18 protein-coding genes and 2 pseudogenes are annotated in these 19,619 nt (G+C 66.8%); 15 read left to right on the plus strand and 5 right to left on the minus strand.

Annotated elements, in window-relative coordinates; all coding sequences use genetic code 11:
- Nucleotides 1-100 precede the first annotated feature (100 nt).
- The 4 genes from AB0B25_RS00310 to AB0B25_RS00325 are packed head-to-tail and all read left to right on the plus strand — an operon-like array spanning nt 101 to nt 6,032.
- Nucleotides 101-1,948 (plus strand): ABC transporter ATP-binding protein, encoded by a 1,848-nt coding sequence (locus AB0B25_RS00310; protein ID WP_357173232.1) that lies wholly within the window; start codon nt 101-103, stop codon nt 1,946-1,948.
- Nucleotides 1,949-1,960: 12 nt separating this feature from the next.
- Nucleotides 1,961-3,661 carry an ABC transporter family substrate-binding protein gene (locus tag AB0B25_RS00315; RefSeq protein ID WP_357172430.1) on the plus strand — a complete coding sequence of 567 codons (1,701 nt, stop codon included), beginning with the start codon at nt 1,961-1,963 and terminating at the stop codon, nt 3,659-3,661.
- A gap of 32 nt (nt 3,662-3,693) precedes the next feature.
- Entirely contained in the window at nt 3,694-5,373 is a 1,680-nt protein-coding gene (locus tag AB0B25_RS00320; protein WP_357172432.1) for an ABC transporter family substrate-binding protein, read from the plus strand.
- Nucleotides 5,373-6,032, plus strand: coding sequence for a hypothetical protein (locus tag AB0B25_RS00325; RefSeq protein WP_357172435.1), 660 nt, complete (start codon nt 5,373-5,375; stop codon nt 6,030-6,032). Before AB0B25_RS00320 ends, AB0B25_RS00325 begins: the two co-directional genes overlap by 1 nt.
- A 126-nt stretch (nt 6,033-6,158) precedes the next feature.
- On the opposite strand, the gene AB0B25_RS00330 is transcribed toward AB0B25_RS00325, so the two are convergent.
- Together AB0B25_RS00330 and moaA are read right to left on the minus strand one after the other, a co-directional pair.
- Complete coding sequence (locus AB0B25_RS00330) at nt 6,159-6,401, minus strand: MoaD/ThiS family protein (protein ID WP_357172438.1); 243 nt, start codon at nt 6,399-6,401, stop codon at nt 6,159-6,161.
- Entirely contained in the window at nt 6,394-7,455 is a 1,062-nt protein-coding gene (moaA, locus tag AB0B25_RS00335) for a GTP 3',8-cyclase MoaA (RefSeq protein WP_357172441.1), read from the minus strand. Before moaA ends, AB0B25_RS00330 begins: the two co-directional genes overlap by 8 nt.
- 95 nt (nt 7,456-7,550) lie before the next feature.
- Between moaA and moaC (AB0B25_RS00340) the strand changes: the two are divergent.
- The 10 genes and pseudogenes from moaC (AB0B25_RS00340) to AB0B25_RS00385 all read left to right on the plus strand — a co-directional run.
- A pseudogene (gene moaC, locus AB0B25_RS00340) lies at nt 7,551-7,940 on the plus strand (cyclic pyranopterin monophosphate synthase MoaC); the annotation flags it as partial.
- A 138-nt stretch (nt 7,941-8,078) separates the two neighbouring features.
- Nucleotides 8,079-8,546 (plus strand): annotated as a pseudogene (moaC, locus tag AB0B25_RS00345) (cyclic pyranopterin monophosphate synthase MoaC); the annotation flags it as partial.
- A 132-nt stretch (nt 8,547-8,678) separates the two neighbouring features.
- Nucleotides 8,679-9,110: a molybdenum cofactor biosynthesis protein MoaE gene (locus tag AB0B25_RS00350; protein WP_357172444.1), complete on the plus strand. Its 432-nt coding sequence runs from the start codon at nt 8,679-8,681 to the stop codon at nt 9,108-9,110.
- A gap of 62 nt (nt 9,111-9,172) precedes the next feature.
- Nucleotides 9,173-9,895: a hypothetical protein gene (locus tag AB0B25_RS00355; RefSeq protein WP_357172447.1), complete on the plus strand. Its 723-nt coding sequence runs from the start codon at nt 9,173-9,175 to the stop codon at nt 9,893-9,895.
- A gap of 197 nt (nt 9,896-10,092) precedes the next feature.
- The gene (locus AB0B25_RS00360; RefSeq protein ID WP_357172450.1) at nt 10,093-10,815 is read left to right on the plus strand and encodes a GntR family transcriptional regulator; all 723 of its coding nucleotides are present in this window, start codon (nt 10,093-10,095) and stop codon (nt 10,813-10,815) included.
- Between the two features lie 163 nt (nt 10,816-10,978).
- Nucleotides 10,979-11,554 (plus strand): sterol desaturase family protein, encoded by a 576-nt coding sequence (locus AB0B25_RS00365; RefSeq protein ID WP_357173235.1) that lies wholly within the window; start codon nt 10,979-10,981, stop codon nt 11,552-11,554.
- Between the two features lie 261 nt (nt 11,555-11,815).
- Complete coding sequence (locus AB0B25_RS00370; RefSeq protein WP_357172453.1) at nt 11,816-12,022, plus strand: hypothetical protein; 207 nt, start codon at nt 11,816-11,818, stop codon at nt 12,020-12,022.
- Complete coding sequence (locus AB0B25_RS00375; protein WP_357172456.1) at nt 12,019-12,975, plus strand: hypothetical protein; 957 nt, start codon at nt 12,019-12,021, stop codon at nt 12,973-12,975. The genes AB0B25_RS00370 and AB0B25_RS00375 overlap by 4 nt, the downstream gene beginning before the upstream one ends.
- 40 nt (nt 12,976-13,015) lie before the next feature.
- Nucleotides 13,016-15,334, plus strand: coding sequence for a heavy metal translocating P-type ATPase (locus AB0B25_RS00380; RefSeq protein ID WP_357172459.1), 2,319 nt, complete (start codon nt 13,016-13,018; stop codon nt 15,332-15,334).
- Between the two features lie 87 nt (nt 15,335-15,421).
- On the plus strand, nt 15,422-16,042 hold the full coding sequence (locus AB0B25_RS00385; protein WP_357172462.1) for a GNAT family N-acetyltransferase: 621 nt from the start codon (nt 15,422-15,424) through the stop codon (nt 16,040-16,042).
- A gap of 62 nt (nt 16,043-16,104) precedes the next feature.
- On the opposite strand, the gene AB0B25_RS00390 is transcribed toward AB0B25_RS00385, so the two are convergent.
- Nucleotides 16,105-16,434, minus strand: coding sequence for a hypothetical protein (locus AB0B25_RS00390; protein WP_357172464.1), 330 nt, complete (start codon nt 16,432-16,434; stop codon nt 16,105-16,107).
- Between the two features lie 98 nt (nt 16,435-16,532).
- Entirely contained in the window at nt 16,533-17,408 is an 876-nt protein-coding gene (locus tag AB0B25_RS00395) for an NAD(P)H-binding protein (protein WP_357172467.1), read from the minus strand.
- Between the two features lie 84 nt (nt 17,409-17,492).
- Between AB0B25_RS00395 and AB0B25_RS00400 the strand changes: the two genes are divergently transcribed.
- A complete protein-coding gene (locus tag AB0B25_RS00400) occupies nt 17,493-18,380 on the plus strand; it encodes a helix-turn-helix domain-containing protein (RefSeq protein WP_357172469.1) in 888 nt (295 codons plus the stop codon).
- A 52-nt stretch (nt 18,381-18,432) separates the two neighbouring features.
- Here the strand turns inward: AB0B25_RS00400 and AB0B25_RS00405 are convergent, their stop codons facing one another.
- Nucleotides 18,433-19,449 (minus strand): hypothetical protein, encoded by a 1,017-nt coding sequence (locus tag AB0B25_RS00405; RefSeq protein ID WP_357172472.1) that lies wholly within the window; start codon nt 19,447-19,449, stop codon nt 18,433-18,435.
- Nucleotides 19,450-19,619 lie beyond the last annotated feature (170 nt).

Below are 19,619 nucleotides of genomic sequence, written 5' to 3' on the forward strand. Positions count from 1 at the left end.
CCTGTCAAGGCCCGATCGCGGCAGTTCGCGTCACCCCGCGCGGCACCGGACATGCGCGAAAGGAAATCGCATGACGGGCGCAGACGAAACCGAGAAGGTCATGGGCGAGAAGTCGACGACACCGCTGCTCGAGATCACCGATCTGCGAGTCTCCTTCCCCAGCGAGGAGGGCCGGATCGACGCGGTCCGCGGCGTCACCTATTCCGTGGCCGACGGCGAAGTGCTGGCCATCGTGGGCGAGTCAGGTTCGGGAAAATCGGTGTCCGCGATGGCGGTCATGGGCCTGCTGCCGGAACAGGCCCGCGTCACCGGCTCCATCCGGTTCCGGGGCCGCGAGTTGCTCGGACTCGGCGATCGCCCATTGTCCAAACTTCGCGGTAGTGCCATCAGCATGGTGTTCCAGGATCCGCTCTCGGCGCTCACTCCGGTCTACCGGGTGGGGGATCAGATCGCGGAAGCCCTGCTGGCGCACGGCAATATGAGAAAAGCCGAGGCCGCGAAGCGGGCGGTGGAATTGCTCGACCTGGTCGGCATCCCCGATCCGGAGGTGCGAGCCAGGGCATTTCCGCACGAGTTCTCCGGTGGCCAGCGTCAGCGCGTGGTCATCGCCATGGCGATCGCCAACGATCCGGCGCTGATCATCTGCGATGAGCCGACCACCGCGCTCGACGTCACGGTCCAGAAGCAAATTCTGAACCTGCTGCGCAAGGCGCGCGACATCACCGGCGCGGGCGTCATCATGATCACCCACGACATGGGCATCGCGGCCACCCTGGCCGACCGCGTCGCGGTGATGTACGCGGGCAAGATCGTCGAAACCGCCGCCACCGCAGAGCTGTTCAGCTCGCCCCGGATGCCCTACACCGTAGGGCTGCTCGGCTCGATCCCGCGGATGGACGGTCCGGCGCGCCGGCCGCTGATTCCGATCGTCGGCGCACCACCCGCAATGCACGCGTTACCGCCCGGCTGCTCGTTCGCCCCGCGCTGCCCGGTCGCGATCGATGACTGCCGCGTCGCCGAACCGCCGCTGGAGATGACCGATCCCGGGCATTCCGCCGCCTGCATCCGCACCGCCGAGGTCGGCACCGACGCGCTGTTCGAGGCCTACCGCAGCGAGATCTCCGAGCCGGAAGCCGAGGCGGAGGTCGAATCGCAGGTGGTGCTGCGGGTTACCGATCTCGTGAAGACCTTCCCGATCACCTCCGGCGTGGTGTTGCGCCGCCGCACGGGCGAGATCAGGGCGGTCGACGGCATCAGCTTCGAGGTGCGTGCCGGTCGCACCCTGGCGCTGGTCGGCGAGTCCGGCTCCGGCAAATCCACCGCACTCACCCAGATTCTCGATCTGGTCCGTCCACAGTCCGGCACCATCGAGATCATGGGCAGTGACGTCGCGACCGCGAGCAAGACGCGCAAGCGGGAGATCCGCAGAAAGATGCAGATCGTCTTCCAGGACCCCACCGCTTCACTGGACCCGCGCCTGCCGATCTTCGACGCGATCGCCGAACCGCTGCGCATCGACGGACGCACACGTGCCGAAGTCGCCCGCCGAGTACCGCAACTGCTCGAACAGGTCGGTCTGCGCCCCGAACACGCCGACCGCTATCCCGCCGACTTCTCCGGCGGACAGAAGCAACGCATCAGCATCGCCCGCGCCCTCGCATTGGATCCAGAGTTGCTCGTGCTCGACGAACCGGTGTCCTCACTGGACGTCTCGATCCAGGCCGGTGTACTGAATCTCCTGCGCGACTTGCAAACCGAGCGCGGCTTGTCCTACCTGTTCGTCTCGCACGACCTGTCGGTGGTGCGCAACCTCGCGCACGATATCGCGGTCATGTATCGCGGCAAGATCGTCGAATACGGTGCGGCGGAGCAGATCTTCGCCGACCCCGAGGACGCGTACACCCGTGCGCTGATCGACGCCGTCCCGGTCCCCGCCGTCAGCCGATAGGAGCACAGCGCCATGCGGATCCGATCGAACCGCGGCGGCACCCGGCCGCGCGCCCCCCGCTTGGCGGTACCGTTCGTCGCCCTCGGGCTCGTGGTCGCGGGTTGTGGCGCGGACGGCGCCGAGTCCGTCGAAGGCCTGTCCGACGCGCTCGGCACCAGCAGCGACATCAATCCGACCAGCCCGGACCGGATTCGCGAGGGCGGCAACCTACGTCTGGCGACGACCACCTTCCCGGCGAATTGGAACACCCTGTCCAACGACGGGAACGACGGCGAGATCGCCGATATCGAGCGGCCTTTGATGCCGCGCTCGTTCACCACCGACGCGGCGGGCCAGCTCTCGATCAACACCGACTACTTCACCGACGTCCAACTGACCAACACGAACCCCCAACAGGTCACCTACACGATCAACCCGAAGGCCGCGTGGTCCGACGGCACACCCATCACCTGGGCGGACATCCAATCCCAGGCGGCCGCGCTCAGCGGTGCGGACAAGCGCTTCCTGATCGCCATCACCAGCGGCTTCGACCGGGTGGCGAAGGTGGACCGCGGCGTGGACGACCGGCAGGCCGTCATCACGTTTCGAGACCACTACGCCGAGTGGCGCGGCCAGTTCAGCGGGAACATGGCGCTGTTCCCCAAGTCGGTGACCGCCGATCCCGAGGCGTTCAATCACAGCCTGGTCGACCACATGGGGCCGACGGCGGGTCCGTTCGTCGTGCAGTCCACCGACCGCACCCAGGGCCGGATCGTGCTGGCCCGCAACCCGAACTGGTGGGGGACGACGCCGAAGCTCGACACCATCACCTACAGCGTGCTCGACCATACGGCGTGGGTGGGCGCGCTGCAGAACAACGAGCTCGACGCGGTGCGTCTGGCCACGATCGACGAGGCCAAGACCGTCCGCAACACCGCGGGCCTGGTCATTCGCCGCGCGCCAGGTAATCGCTGGCGACACATCACGTTCAACGGAGCGCCTGGCGCCATCCTCGCCGATCCGAAACTGCGGGTGGCCATCTCGAAGGCGATCGACCGGCAGGGAATCGCCACCGCGACCCAGAACGGTTTGGTCGAGAACCCGAAGCCGCTGAACAACCACGTCTTCCTGCAGGGCCAGGCGGGCTATCGGGACAACAGCCTCGGCTACGACCCCGCCGCGGCGGCGAAGGAACTCGACGACCTCGGCTGGAAGCTCAACGGTGACATCAGGGAGAAGGACGGTCGCAAGCTGGTCATCCGCGACGTCATGTACAACGATCCGACCTGGGTGCAGATCGCGCAGATCATCCAGCAGAACCTCGCCGGGATCGGCGTCGGACTGGTCATCGACACCAAGCCGGGCGCGGGCTACTTCACCGATGTCATCCAGCCGGGTGATTTCGATGCCGCCCAGTTCATCTTCTCGGGCGACGCGTTCCCGCTGAGCAGCCTCCCCCAGATCTACGCATTCAACCCCGACGATCTGCAAGGCAACTACGGCCGAATCGGCTCGCCCGCGCTGAACGCTCTGATCGACCGCACCATCTCGGAACTGGACCCGGCGAAAGCGATCGACCTGGCCAACCAGGCGGACCGCGCTGTCTTCGAGGAAGGGCACTCGCTGCCGCTGACCCAGTCCGAAGGCAACGTCGGCATCCGCGCCGATATCGCGAACTACGGGTCCCCCGGGCTCGCGTCCTACGACTACACCACGATCGGTTTCCTGAAGTGAACACGCAGCAGCGCTGCGGGAAGGAGCGAACCATGCGGATTCGTTCACTGACGACACGACTGGCGATTGCCGCGGTCGCGATCGGATTGGTGGCTTCCGGGTGTAGTTCGGATGACGAGGCCGCGCCTCCGGGCTCGTCCGCGTCGCTCGGCACCACGAACGACATCAACCCCAGAGCCGTCAGCGACCTGCGCGACGGCGGCAACCTGCGTTTGGCGATCTCGGCGTTTCCCGCGAACTGGAACACCCTGTCCAACGACGGCAACGATGCCGAGATCGGCGGAATCGAGCGGCCGATGATGCCGCGCTCCTTCACCACCGACGCGGCGGGCCAACTCTCGATCAACACCGACTACTTCACCGACGTCCAGCTGACCAACACGAGCCCGCAACAGGTCACCTACACGATCAACCCGAAGGCGGTGTGGTCCGACGGCACACCCATCACCTGGGCGGACATCCAATCCCAGGCCCATGCGCTCAGCGGCGCCGACAAGACCTTCCTGATCGCCAACAACACCGGCTTCGACCGGGTCGAGAAAGTCGAGCGCGGCGTCGACGATCGGCAGGCGATCATCACGTTCAAACAGCACTTCGCCGAGTGGCGTGGGCAGTTCGCGGGCAACACCTTCCTGTTCCCCAAGTCCGTCACCGCCACCCCTGAAGCGTTCAACAAGAGCCTCGTCGACGGCATAACGCTGACCGCCGGCCCGTTCCTCGTCCAGTCCACCGACCGGGCGCAGGGTCGAATCGTGCTGGGCCGCAACCCGAAATGGTGGGGCGCGACCCCCAAGCTCGACACGATCACCTACAGCGTGCTCGATTCCTCCGCTCAGCTTCTCGCACTGAAGAACAACGAGATCGATGCGGTCGGCATCGGCACCCGCGATGATCTGAAAGCCGCGAAGGACACACCGGGAATCGGCATCCGACGGGCGCCCGGCAACGCCTGGAACCACCTCACCTTCAACGGCGCGCCCGGTTCGCTGCTCGCCGATCCGAAACTGCGCGTAGCCGTCTCGAAGGCGATCGACCGGCAGGGCATCGTGACCGCCATCCAGAACGGCCTGGTCGAGAACCCGAAACCGCTGAACAACCACATCTACATCCAGGGCCAGGTGGGCTACCAGGACAACAGCCTCGGATTCGACCCGGCGGCGGCCGCCAAGGAACTCGACGACCTGGGCTGGAAGCTCAACGGCGACGTCCGCGAGAAGGACGGCCGCAAGTTGGAGATCCGCGACGTGATGTATCAGGAGGACACCTGGGTACAGATCGCGCAGATCATCCAACAGAATCTCGGCGCGATCGGCGTCAAACTGAACATCGAAACCAAGCCGGGCAAAGGTTACTTCACCGATGTGATCCAGCCGGGCAATTTCGATGTGGCGCAGTGGACTTGGGTCGGTGACCCGTTCCCGCTGGGCAGCCTCAACCAGATCTACGGGTACAACCCGAACGATCTGCAGGGCAATTACGGCCGGATCGGCTCGCCGGAACTGAACGCGCTGATCGAGCAGACCGTCTCGGAGCTGGACCCGAAGAAGGCGATGGAGCTGGCGAACCAGCTCGATCGCAAGGTATTCGAGGAAGGCCACTCGCTGCCGCTGATGCAATCCGCCGGCAATGTCGCGGTGCGCGCCGACTTGGCAAACTACGGTGCGGCGGGCCTGGCGTCGTTGGACTACACGAAAATCGGTTTCGTGAAGTGATGGTCGGATTCGGCCATCCCCTGGCCTATCCGATCACCGTGACGATCGGCGCCTTGGCGGTCTGTGCCGCTTGGGCGCCGTTCGCCACTCTGGACCAAGCAGCGGCGATCGTGGCGGTCGCGCTCGGCATCATCGGCTATTCCGGGTACCGGATCGCTGTCGCGCACGGACTGCTTCCGTTCCGGCGTTCGGGGACCCGCCGCACCGTGCGAGTTACCCGCATCCGCCAACAACACCGTTTGCTCAGCCGGTCGTGGTTGCAAGTCGACGGTACCGGCCGTCCACGATGGCTCCCGGTCTACTTCGATCCGGTGTTGACCACCCTCACCGAAAGCACGGCCGAGCTCACCGACCGCACGATTCACCTCGCTGGACGCCAGCTCTACCCGGCCGGCCGCATGCGAGACGCCGAACTGCCCGGCCGCGTGATAGACAACCCCAGCCGCCCCGACCCCGACGCCCCCGCCCGCACCGCCACCGCCACCCTCCTGCGCCGCCGCCTGCTGTTCGACGCGCAATCCACCGTGGCCGCGCCCTTCGCCGCACTCCTGTGGGTCTATCTCGACAACGGCGGCCTTCCTGCCTTCCTCGCCGCCACCTCGATAGCGGCCGCCGCCGCTGTTTGGCTTTCGGCGATCCGCGGCTCCGACCCCACCTGACGCGCCACCGGCGGATGCACCGCGTCGAACGGTACCGCAAGCCCACCGATTTCCCTCCGCGCCACCTGCTGTCGGAGCGAGCGCGCTCGATGGTCAGCAGCGGCCCGAAGCAGCGATCGGGCGCAGCTACCCGCCCGCGAATGGAGGCAGCACGTCGACGCGCGGTGACAGCGCCGTGCCGCTATCCCGGGTCAGCTCGTCATCCACGACGAAAGCGCAGACAGCAAGCCGCTTTTCGAGCTCGGCGCCGTACAACGACGTGAGCGTGGAGCGCAGATCGGCGATGGTGGCGCCAGGGGGGAAGTCGAGTTCTTCGCGATCCTTGCCGACGGCTTCGGCCATCGCGGCGAAGTACCGGATTTCAACCACCGATCGCTCCCATCGTCCGTTCCGGAGGAGCGAAACCCTCGGCATCGATGCCGTGGCCCGCCCACTTGTTCCACATCGCACCGCGCCAGAGGTTCGCGATCTCGGCATCGTCGGCACCCGCACGCAGGACCCGCCGCACATCGAATTCCTGGTCACTGAACAGACAAGACCGCAGCATACCGTCGGCGGTGAGCCGGGTCCGGTCGCAGGAGCCGCAAAAGTTGCGGGTTACCGTGGCGATGATGCCGACCACGGCAGGACCGCCATCGACCAGCCATTCCTCGGCCGGTGCCGAGGGATCCTCCCGGCGCCCCGCTTCGGTCAGCGTGAACCGCGTACCGAGCACGTCGAGCAGTTCGGCGGCCGTCACCATGTTCGTGCGCGCCCATTCCCGGTCCGCGCCCAGCGGCATCTCCTCGATGAAGCGCAATTCACATCCCTCGTCCAGGCACCACTGCAGCAGATCCGCTGCGTCGGCGAGGGTTTGGCGCATGAGAACCGCGTTCACCTTGACCGGCGCCAGGCCCACCGCGCGGGCGGCCCGAACACCCGCCAGCGCCGAGTCGAGGCGATCCCGCCGAGTGAGCCGGGCGAATGCCTCCCGGTCGACAGTGTCCAGTGAGACGTTGACCCGCTGCAGCCCGGCCGCGACCAGGCCGCGAGCGCGATGCTGCAGGCCGATACCGTTGGTGGTCATGGACAGCGGGGTTTCGGGCACCTGCTCGTGACAGCCGGCGACGATCCGTTCGAGATCGTGTCGCATCAACGGCTCACCGCCGGTGAATCGGACTTCCCGTACGCCGAGTTCGCGGACCGCCAAGACCACCAGGCGCACGATCTCGTCGACTGTCAACAGTTGTTCTCGCGGTATCGACGGAAGCCCCTCTTCGGGCATGCAGTACACGCAACGCAGGGAACACTTTTCCGTGATCGAGACCCGCAGATCGCGGGCGACCCGACCGAAGCGATCGACCAGATCGGGAGTGTCGGGGCGCCCATCGAGCGAAGGACCCCTATGGCGAACCTTGGGTATCCCCATCTCGACCAGACTCATAGTCGAAATTATGGCCTGCGTCACAGCGTTGCCGATCAGCACGGCTTCCCACTAGTGGCCATCTCGGCAGCCGCTGGCGGCGCCCTTGTGCGAGAGTGGTCAGCGTGAGCGACAGCACCCGGATCGCGGTCGCCGGAGGCGAACTGTGGACCACGGCGGAAGTCATCGCGCTGGTACGCGCCGATGACATGCCGAAGGCCGACGTGCTGCCGACGGCACGGATCGCTGGAATCATGGCGGCGAAAAGGACTTCGGAGTTGATCCCGCTGTGCCATCAGCTGGCGCTGTCGTCGGTGCAGGTCGAGTTCGGTTTCACCGACACCGCCATCACGATCCGGGCGACAGCGAAAGCCAACGGCCCCACCGGCGTCGAGATGGAAGCGCTCACCGCGGTCACTGTCGCCGGGCTCACCTTGCACGACATGGTGAAGGCGGTGGACCCGGCGGCAGCGGTGCAGCGGGTCCGGCTGATCAGCAAGGACGGCGTCGCCCGCGAGTCCGATCATCTTGCCACCCTTGGGAGGTGAGCGCGGTGTCCGCGTGGCACGAGACTGTGCGAGTGTGATGGGTATGGTCTCGGCGAAGCATGTAGGTGCTGTGCAGCACGCTGACACAGTGTGGTCATGAGCGAGCTGTCCCATGTCGACCGGGAAGGGCGCGCACGCATGGTCGACGTCAGCGCCAAGGCCGACACCACGCGGATCGCGGTCGCCGCAGGCGAGCTACGCACCACCGCCGAAGCCATGACAGCATTGCGTGCCGAGACTGCGTGGCGGTCGGATGTGCTGGCCACCGCCCGAATCGCGGGCATTGCCGGGGCGAAGAAGACGTCGGAGTTGATTCCGCTGTGCCATCAACTGGCGCTGTCCTCGATGCAGATCGAGTTCGGTTTCACCGATACCACCCTCACGATCCAGGCGACAGCCAAAACCAGCGGCCCTACCGGCGTCGAGATGGAAGCGTTGACCGCGGTCGCTGTCGCCGGTATGACCTTGAACTATCTACTCAAGGCGGTCGACCCGGTGACAACACTCGACTCGGTGCGGCTGCTCACCAAGGATGGTGGCAAGCACAAGCATTGGGAGCGGCCGGATTCCGATCGCCCGTCGATCGAGGCGGCGCCGGCGACTACCGTTCAATTGTTCGATGACGGCCCACGTGCTCACCGCCCGGCTGCTCCGCGGCCGGAGCGGTAGCACCGGTGTCGCCGTAAGGCGGGAATCATGACAGCAACCGACTTCGTCCGGCTCACCCGAATCAGCGCCGAGCCACTGGATGTGACCGAGGCCGAGGCTGCGGTCAGCGGCCCCCAACACGGCGCGACGGTGGTGTTCACCGGCAAGGTACGCAACCACGATGGCGGCCGAGAGGTTTCCGCGCTGCATTACTCGGCCCACCCCGAGGCCGAGCGGTTCCTGCGCCAGGTGTGCGAACAGGTAGCCCGGTCGCACGGCCTGCCGATGGCCGCTGTGCACCGCGTCGGTGAACTGGCGATCGGTGATCTCGCGGTCGTCGCCGTGGCAGCTGCGGCACACCGCGCCGAGGCATTCGCCGCCTGCGCGGAACTGGTGGAACACATCAAACACGAGGTCCCGATCTGGAAGCGTCAGCTATTCTCCGACGGACTCTCCGAGTGGGTGAACGCCTGCGGTTGACCAGGCGAATTCACCAACGATGGGACTAGCGCCCTGCCGCCATCAGCGTAGCCTCCGCGATTATGTCTAGTGCAGACAGCTTCTATGCCTTACGCCCCGGCTACGCGCCGCGGATCGGCGAGGCTACGGAAGCACCAGATCGTGAACGTGGCGCGGTTTTGACGGTCAGCGATCTCGGTCACCTTGTGGTGACATCCGGGAGAATGGTCGTTTGCGATTCCGCGTCCCTGGGCACCGGACCAGTCGGCCCCCAATCCGGACGACACGGTTCCGGTCTGATCCCGGTATTCGATCCGATTCCGCTTGGTCGGCACCCTGTGCGGCTCACCTCGGCGGACCGCAGTAGCAGCCCTGCTCCAGTGCACGCGTATCTCAGCGTGGTGTTCAGCGAGGAACCGACGGCCTCGATCGAGCCATGGATCGCCGTCGGCGGCGAATCGGTGCGGGGCGAACCAGCAGACAACTTCGTCTCCGTGGATAGCGGAATCATCGGATTGCTGGACGCCGCGGCGGCCCCGCGCGCACCGGTCCGCTTCAATGATGCATGGCCGCACAACATTCCATGCGGTAACCTCGCGCCGCCGTTCGCCGACGGCGATGCGAGCCTCGTCTTCTGCCGCTGCAGCGTTGGCGCATTCCCCGTCATCGCTACCAGGGACGCGGCCGGAAACGTCACCGGCCTGCACATCGATTTCGCCATCGTGGGCCCGAGCAATCGGAAGCAATGGTGGAAAAGCCGACACACGCACGCCCACACCGGCAGCCGACCGATGCCGAGCAGCTGATCAGCCCGAGCGGTACCAGGTGGCGCCACCGACCCGACCGCGCCGAAGTAGGAGGCGGCGGCGTCCGAGCGACCATGCGATTCTGGGCCCCGGTCGTCGAATCATCCACTGATCCGCACCGCGCACCCGAATCGAACCGACGGATTCGACTGGTCTGACCACTTGACCTCCTGACCAACGGGGCGCACAGTAGGTCTATGGCGTTGCAACCTGTGGTCAAGCGGTCGGTATCGGCGGACGTGTTCGAACAGATCGCGGCGGACGTGCTCAGTGGGGAACTGGCGCCCGGCGTGGCACTGCCGAGCGAGCGACAGCTGGCGGAAGCGTTAGGGGTGTCGCGTCCCGCGGTGCGGGAGGCGCTCCAGCGGCTTGCGGCGGCCGGGCTGGTCGCGGTGCGGCAGGGCGACGCGACAACCGTGCTGGACTACCGACGCGGCGCGGGGCTCGAGGTCTTGCCCAGGCTGCTCGTGCAGGCCGGCGAGTTGGACCCCGGGGTGGCACGCAGCATCCTGGAGGCACGGCTGCACAACGGGCCGAAGGTGGCCGAACTCGCCGCCCGTCGGGCCGACGCGAGCGGACCCGACGGGATACGCGCGCTATTGAGCAACTCCGTCGAAGCGCTTGCCACCGAACAGGATCCGATTGCCCAGCAGCGGCACGCAATGGAGTTTTGGGATCACGTCGTGGACGCGGCCGATTCGATCGTGTTCCGGCTGATGTTCAACATGTTGCGCGCCGCCTATGAACCGGCGCTCGCGGCGCTGGCCCCGATCATGTCCGCCGAGGTGGGCAACGTCGAGGCCTACCGCGAATTGGCCGCCGCCATTGTGGCGGGACGGCCGCAGCAGGCCGCCACTACCGCTCGCGCCCTGCTCCAGCCGGCGACCACCGCTCTGATCGAAGTCCTCGGCGGACACTGATCACGCACCCCTAGGAAGAATCATGACGAAACCCAAGACATCCGCATCGGATTCCGTCGAGGCGCACGCGCGGGCGCAGGTGCGCCGGGACGAGCGGTCGTTGCGCCGCGGACTCACCCTCGGTCAGGCATTCGGCGAGTTCCTCCGGCATCCCTCGCCGTGGATGATCGGCATCACGCTGGTCTGCGCCGTGATCGGTCGGGTCGTCGTCGGAGACTGGCAGCCGACCGACCTGCTCGTGCCCGCCGTGATGCTGGCGGTCTTCCCGATCTTCGAGTGGATCGTGCACGTCACCGTCTTGCACTGGCGACCGCGGCAGCTCGGCCCGATTCCGATCGATAGCGAACTGGCCCGCAAACACCGTGCGCACCATGTGGATCCGCGGAACATCCCGCTCATCTTCATCCCGACCAAGACGCTGTCCGTGCTGGTGGTCGTGCTGATCGCCCTGGCCGCGTTCGCTTTCCCGCGCCTCGGCCTCGGCCTGACCTTCCTGATCACGATCACCCTGCTCGGCCTGGGCTACGAGTGGACGCACTACCTGATCCACACCGACTACAAGCCGAAGCGGTCGCTCTACCGTGCGGTCTGGCGCAACCACCGGCACCACCACTACAAGAACGAGCACTACTGGTTCACGGTCACCACCTCCGGCACCGCCGACCGACTGTTGGGCACCTACCCCGACCCGGCGACCACCGAGTCCTCCCCCACTGCCCGGAACCTGCACTCCGTGTGAATCCGACGATCACCGTCCGGCGAGTTGGTACCGGGGGCGGCCGATCGGGGCTAGTCCCTTACCAGCTGATTAATCCGGCTACGGAGCACGACGGGAGCGACTCCAGCTCCGAACGCGCCATCCAGGCCCGGCCCGCGATCACTGCGGACCGGGCCTTGCGCATGTTTAGGCGCGGGACACTCGCCTCTTGACACCTATATACCATAGGGGGGTACGGTAGAACCGAGAGGACGGTGGAAGTCCGCGGAGAAGGAGAACGACATGAGCACCGCCACGGCCCTGACCGCGTCCGCACGGACTCGCGGCTGCCATGCGACCTCGGTTCGCGAGGAGGTCGGCATTCCCGACGTCGTCAGCGACTTGGCGGAGGTCCACGCGGATCCGGTTCGGCGTGGCGGTCCAGCCACCTCGCCCGGCCGAGTCGGCCACGCGCTCGTCGACCGGGCGCCGAGCGAGACAATGCGATGAACGCAATCACTACCTTCGCCGGCTTCACCCTCGGCCTCGCCGCCGTCTTCGGGATCGCGGTCGCGACCGGTGCGGCGATCGGCCCCGAGCCGACCGAGCCCGTCCACGATTCGACCACGCACCGCGACAGCGCCGCCTCGAACGAGGCCGGGCCGGCGGACCTACCTGGAGGAATGCTGGCCACCGACCGCGGATACACCCTGCGGCTCGACACCACACAGACAGTCGCGGCGCCGAACGTCCCGGTGCGCTTCCGCATCCTGAACCGAGACGGCGAGCCCGTCACCCGCTACCTGCGCAGCCATGACAAGGACCTGCACTTGATCGTGGTGCGTCGAGACATGGCGGCATTCCAGCATGTGCATCCCACACTCGAGGGCGATGGGCACTGGAACGCACTCCTGGATCTCACTCGCGCGGGCGACTACCGGGTATTCGCCGACTTCACCCCGGAGGGCGACGACAACCTGACGCTCGGCGCCGACCTGCGCGTCGGCGGCACCTACGATCCGCGGCCCCTGCCGGCCGCCGCATCGACGACGACGGTCGGCGGCTACACCGTCACGCTGGCCGGCGGCGTCGTCCCCGGACAGAGCTCGAAGGTCACCCTTTCGCTACAGCGTGACGGCAAGCCGGTCACCGACCTGCAGCCCTACCTCGGCGCTTACGGCCACTTGGTGGCGCTGCGCGCCGCCGACCTGGCTTATCTGCACATCCATCCGGATGGCCACCCCGGCGACGGGGTGACCCCGGCCGGACCGGGCATCACCTTCCAGGTGCTGGCACCGAGCGCGGACGACTATCGACTGTTCCTAGACTTTCAGCATGACGGCGTGGTCCGGACTGCCGAACTCACCCTGACCGTCGCGCCGAGCGCCCGCCTCGCGGCCCTCGAACCCGCACACACCGAACATGACCACCCGGAAACCGCACCCCGCGGCCACAGCCACTGACCGGCACCGCCCCCACTCGCGCCGCACAGAATGGAGCGCAATGACGACCGTGACACAACCACCCATCACCGGGCGGGTCGAACTGGTGATCGGCGGTATGACCTGCGCATCCTGCGCCAGTCGCATCGAGAAGAAGCTGAACAAACTCGACGGCGTCACCGCGAGCGTGAACTACGCCACTGAGAAGGCACGGGTAGATGTGGTCGGCGACATCTCGCCGCACGACCTGATCAGCACCGTCGAGCAGGCCGGTTACACGGCGGCGCTGCCGGTCGCGGCGCAGCCGCCGGAAACCGCCGCCGTGGACGATCCCACCGCCGCACTGCGCACCCGGCTGCTGGTCTCGCTCGCGTTGACGGTGCCGGTGATCGCCATGGCGATGATTCCGGCACTGCAGTTCGCCAACTGGCAATGGCTCTCGCTCGTCCTCGCCGCGCCGGTCGTGGTGTGGGGCGCACTGCCGTTCCACCGCGCGGCATGGACCAATCTGCGCCACGCCACCTCGACCATGGACACCCTGGTGTCGATGGGAACCCTCGCGGCGCTCGGCTGGTCGGTATACGCGCTGTTCTGGGGCACCGCCGGGACCCCGGGCATGACGCACCCGTTCGAATTCACCATCTCGCGGATGGATGGCGCCGGAAGCATCTACCTGGAGGCCGCGGCGGGCGTTACCACATTCATTCTGGCGGGCCGCTTCTTCGAGGCACGCTCCAAGCGGCGCGCCGGTGCGGCCTTGCGCGCTCTGCTGGAACTCGGCGCCAAGGAAGTCTCGGTGCTGCGCCGGGCGAGCGACGGGCCCGGATCAGGCAGCGGGCGTAACCACGCGGGGCCCGGAGAGAATGGCGACAGTTCCAGCGAAACCGAGCAGCGGATTCCGGTGGAGCAACTGGCCGTCGGCGATCGTTTCGTGGTCCGGCCCGGCGAGAAGATCGCCACCGACGGTGTTGTCGTGGAGGGTTCCTCGGCGGTCGACGCCTCGATGCTCACCGGCGAGTCGGTGCCGGTGGAGGTCGGACCGGATGACGCCGTGGTCGGCGCCACCGTGAATGTCGGCGGGCGGATCGTGGTCCGTGCCGGCCGGATCGGGTCCGATACCCAACTGGCACAGATGGCGCGACTGGTCGAGGACGCCCAGAACGGCAAGGCGCAGGCGCAGCGGCTGGCCGACAAGATCTCGGGGATCTTCGTGCCGATCGTGATCGCGCTCGCGGTCGCGACGCTCGGATTCTGGCTCGGCACCGGCGGTTCGGTAGCCGCGGCGTTCACCGCGGCGGTCGCCGTGCTGATCATCGCCTGCCCGTGCGCGCTCGGCCTGGCCACGCCGACCGCGCTGATGGTCGGCACCGGTCGCGGCGCACAACTGGGCATCCTGATCAAGGGGCCCGAGGTGCTGGAATCCACTCGACGGGTGGACACGGTGGTGCTGGACAAGACCGGCACCGTCACCACCGGCAAGATGACGCTGCTCGACGTCGTCGCCGCCGAGGGCGAGCACGTCGCGCAAATCCTGGAACTCGCCGGTGCGCTGGAGGATTCTTCCGAACACCCGATCGCGCGAGCGATCGCCAAGAGCGCCCGGGAACAGGTGGGCGAGCTGAAGCCGGTGCGGGAGTTCGACAACATCGAGGGCCTCGGCGTGCAGGGCACGGTGGCCGACCATGCCGTGCTGGTCGGACGCGCTCGGCTGCTGGCCGACTGGTCGCAGCACCTGGATGACCACTTGGCGGAGGCGATGCGGGCCGCCGAGGCCGAGGGCAAAACCGCCGTCGCGGTGGGCTGGGACGGCCGAGCCCGCGGCGTGCTCGTGGTCGCCGATGCGGTGAAACCGACCTCCGCCGAGGCGATCTCGCAGCTGCGCGCGCTCGGCCTCACACCGATCCTGCTGACCGGTGACAACAAGGCGGCCGCCGAGGCGGTCGCCGCGCAGGTCGGGGTCGACACGGTGCTCGCGGAGGTGCTGCCGCAGGACAAGGTGGCGACCGTCAAGCGGTTGCAAGCCGAGGGCAAGGTGGTCGCCATGGTGGGCGACGGTGTGAACGACGCCGCAGCGCTGGCCCAGGCCGATCTGGGGCTCGCCATGGGCACCGGCACCGACGTGGCGATCGAGGCGGGCGATCTGACTCTGGTCCGCGGCGATCTGCGGGCGGCGGCGGACGCGATCCGCCTGTCGCGCAGCACCCTTGCGACCATCAAGGGCAATCTGTTCTGGGCGTTCGCCTACAACGTGGCCGCGATCCCGTTGGCCATGGCCGGCCTACTGAACCCGATGCTCGCGGGCGCCGCGATGGCGTTCTCCTCGGTCTTCGTAGTCAGCAACAGCCTGCGCCTGCGCAGTTTCCGCTCCACCGCGCAGTAGCGCGGCGTCCGGTTACGGCTGCGCACAACGAAATCCGCGATAACCGAGCGAGCCGTTCGCGCAAACGACGATCCGCAGGGAGCGCAAATGCGGTGGACGACCGATCGCGTGCGGAGAATACTCGCTGACGTGATCAGCTGGCGACGGCTCGACGAGCACGACTTCCCTTTGCTAGCACAATGGCTGGGGCAACCACACGTAGCGCGATGGTGGGCGCACGAGACCTCCGACGAGGCCGTACGCCGCGACTTCGGCCCGTCGGCGCGCGGTGCGGAGCCCAACCAGGATTGGTTGGCCCAGCTGAACGGGACGCCCGTCGGTTTGATGCAACGGTGCCGCTGGGACGACTACCCCCAATACATCGAAGAGGTCGCCCCGATCCTGACGATTCCCAACTCGGCGATCAGCCTGGACTACCTCGTCGGTGAGCCCACACTGATCGGCCACGGTCTCGGAACCCGCATGATGCGATCGATGCTCGATAAAACCTGGCACGACTACCCGGACAGCAACACCGCGATCGTGCCGGTCCATGCCGATAACGTCGCATCATGGCGCATGCTCGAAAAGGCCGGATTCCATCGAGTAGCCATCGGCGACCTGACACCCGACAACCTTACCGACGACAAACGCCACGTCATCTACCGAACCGACCGCCCCGCCCACAGTTCATACCGGACCCCGGACTCGACGATACAACCACGGTGAACTCGACGGGCCTTTCAGTTGTCACCGAGAGTCCTTGTACCAGGGTCGCTCACCCGCTCGTGTCAGCCCGGAATTGTGGTCACTGTGACCAGGGAAGGCTGGGTGAACATTCCGTACACCTCGATCGACAGCGCGCCGTTCGTGGTCTCGGTAGCCCATTGTGCGTGCTCGGCGATCCCCTGCCCGAGCATCATTTTCGCCCCTGGCGACCATGCCACTGCCACTTGACCGAGCGCGGGGCCGAGGTTCATGTTCGCGATCGCGGTCGCCTCGCCGTGGTCGAAGTACACCTCGGTCCCACCGGGAAACGGGTTCAGCGCCACCGCGGAGGCGGTCGCACCGGCGAACGCCGCCGCCGAACCTCCCGCTACCAGCGCTACCAAGACTGTCACGATCCGACGACGCATCCGAGTCCCCTTTTCGCGTAGGCGCGTAATACCGGCGTCCGCCAGTCCTGCCACCTTTGCCCAGCGCTCGCCATTCGGCAATTCTATGTGACGTCACTCACATTCACGAACCCGGCCCCGAACGCGCTCGCATGGTCGGTCGCCCATTCGGCGTAGGTACGGGCGCGACCGAGGATCTGACGTACGTCGTCAGTGACGATCGCGTTGTGTCCCGCGCGAACGTAGGCCTGACCCGCGAGCGCCCCCTCCACGAATTCGGCGGACATTCCCGACGCGAGCATGGACGCACGCGCCTCGGCCTCCGGAATATCGACAACCTGCACCGGGTGTCCGACAACGGTGGCCAGGGTGGCCACAAGGTCATGCGTGGTGCGTAGTTCGGGGCCGGTGAGTGTGTAGATCCGGCCCGCATGCTCGGCGGACACCAGAGCCTCGACGGCGACCCCGGCGACGTCGCGCGGATCGATGACGCCCTGCGCGGCCCGTCCCGTCATGTTCGGCACCGGGTTCCCGGAACGGATGGCTTCCGCCCAGCTCGCGGTGTTGGAGGCAAAAGAGCTGGGGCGCAGGACGGTCCAGTCGACACCGCTCTCGCGCACGGCTTGCTCGCCGGGCAAATGCCAAGTCCCGACGCGGCCGAGCCCCGCATCACCGGTGCCGATAGCGGACAGCTTGACGATGCGGCCGACCCCCGCGTCCCGCGCCGTCGTAATCAGGGCACGGTCGGCCTCGACGTACTCCGGGCCGAGCACACCGACGACGAACGCGGCGTCCGCGCCGCTCATCGCCGCCGCGATCGACGGGATGTCGGTGTAATCGCCGCGCACTACCTCGACGCCCGCCGGGACCTCGGCGCGTTCCGGAACCCTGGTCACGGCGCGGACCTGCTCGCCGCGGTCCACGAGCTGTCGGACGATTTCGCCGCCGATAGTGCCTGTCGCACCGGTGATCACGATCATGTGACTACCGTGCCGCGCGTTGTCGCAGGTCGCTAGGAAATTTCGGCACACCTGCCCGAGCCGGGACTGCCTACAGTGGATGCGGTGACTTCCCTGCCGCATCGGCCGCCGATTGTGCCGGCCGACCTGGTCGAGGCATCCGAGCCGGCACCGGAGTCGTTGCGGCCGTGGCTGACGGAACTGGGCCGAATCCCGACTGTGCTCGACCTGTCCGAGCCGTTCACGCACATTCCGCAGACTTCGACCACCATCGTGCTGCGCGAGGAGCAGCGCGGTCCCCGCGCTGCGCTCGTCGTCGGGCCACGGACCAAGGCGATCTACTCGCGCGCGAGTAGGCCCGCGGGCTGTGTCCGCCTGCGTCTGGCGCCCGGTGCTGTCGGCCCGCTGCTCGGCGTGTCCGCCGCACTGCTCACGGATCGGGTTGTGCGCCTGCAAGACCTACCCGGCCCCGCCGCCGACCTCGCCACCGTGCTGGTCGCTCTCGCGCCCGACGAAGTCCTGCCGTACCTGGAAAGCGAACTGCCGCGCCGCATCACCGACGATGCCGCCCAGCGCACCCAGCGCAGGTTACTCGGCAGCGCCGTCGCCGCGATCGCGGCCGACCCGCCCCGTCCGGTACCCGACCTCGCCGCGCGGCTCTCGGTCAGCGAACGCCAACTCCGCAACCTGTTCACCACCGGAATCGGCGTCTCCCCCAAGCACTTCGCGCGGATCGACCGGGTGCGCAGAGTCCTGTCGCATGCGGGCGACACCAGCACGGCCGACATCGCCGGCACCGCAGGCTATTACGGCCGGCAAACGGTCAAGATTCCGCAGATTTCATTGGCGCAGCTCGCGACAGACAACGGCTACTACGATCAATCCCACCTGTCAGCGGACTTCCGAACTCTGATGGGCGTACCTCCATCCAGGTTCTTTCGCGGCCAGCTACCCACGCCTACCCCTTGCTGGCCGCTGGATCCCGGCTTCTGAATGTTCACGGGTGAAGAGGGCGAACCCAACGCGATGATGAGGTCGCGCGATTTTATGCGGCGAGAAGTGTCCGAGCACGCTCGTTGAAGTCCGCGACCATCGGATTCGACCCGAAGGACATCATGCGCCGTTGTACGTCACGGACGGCTTCGACCGAGCGGGAAGACTTCACCTTACGAGATAGCTCCACCGTTCGAAGTCCCGCGGCGTAAGCGGCTTCGAGGTCGCGGTTCTGTATGTGCGTGACGGCAAGAGCAGCATGTGACAGCGCACCCCTGCGCGCCCGATTCTGTTTGCGCGCATAGGCGATCGACCGGCGTGCGTGCGGTGCGGCCTCATCCGGTCGTCCCAGGTCGCGGAAGGCGTTCGCCCACTCGCCGCAGATATACGCCTGGTCGATGAACCGTGCCCATTCCGGTTCTCGGTCAGGTTGTATGCCGGCGAAGGCGCGTTCGGCAGCGTTGACCGCGTGTGCGGTGCCGACCTTGTCGCCGATAGTCGCCAGCGCCCGGGCTTCGAGTGTCCACAGATCCGAAAGGCACGCGGGAGAGTTCACTTTCGAAAGTCCTTGGCGGCCGGCCTGTGCCAACCGTCTGCCTTCTTTCGGGTGACCGAGCAGGGTTGCCTGATCAGCCATGCCGGCGAGCACGTGCGCTCCCAGCGCGGGGTCTCTCGACTCCTCTGCCAGCCGAAGTGCCTGGATCAGATACCGCTGTGCCGTACCGTGCTCGCCGCTGTCGAAGGCCATCCACCCGAGAAGGTACGTCTGCTCGGCCGCTGCACCGAAAAGTGCGCGACGAACATCTTCCGTGTAGGTCCGGCGAAGCAAGGGGTATACGTGCTCGTTCATGTATGCCGCCAGCACCAAGCGGCCCGATCCTCCGCCGTGGAAGATGTCCATTTCCTGAAAGGTGCTGAACATGTTCTTGACGGCGGTGACATCTTCGAGACGCACTCGCTGGCGCTCCTCCGACAACTGGTCGAGCGTGTTGAGCAGCCAATCCCGAGAAGGGCCGATCGCTGCCACGGCTGCGAACGGCGCTGCGACAAGTAACTTCCTCCGGTCCACGTCTGCTCTCCCTAGGTCTGTGACTGCTTCGACCGTTTCAGTCCATGATGGGCTATAGCTGAGCGCACGATCGACCGTCGGCGCGTCACCGAACCCGAGGTCATAGGTCGTTACCCGGTATCCGAACCGTGCGGAGAACAGGTCCGCGAGAATCGCCGGAACTGGTGGGC

It is taken from the genome of Nocardia sp. NPDC049190, assembly GCF_040648115.1.
Lineage (GTDB): Bacteria > Actinomycetota > Actinomycetes > Mycobacteriales > Mycobacteriaceae > Nocardia.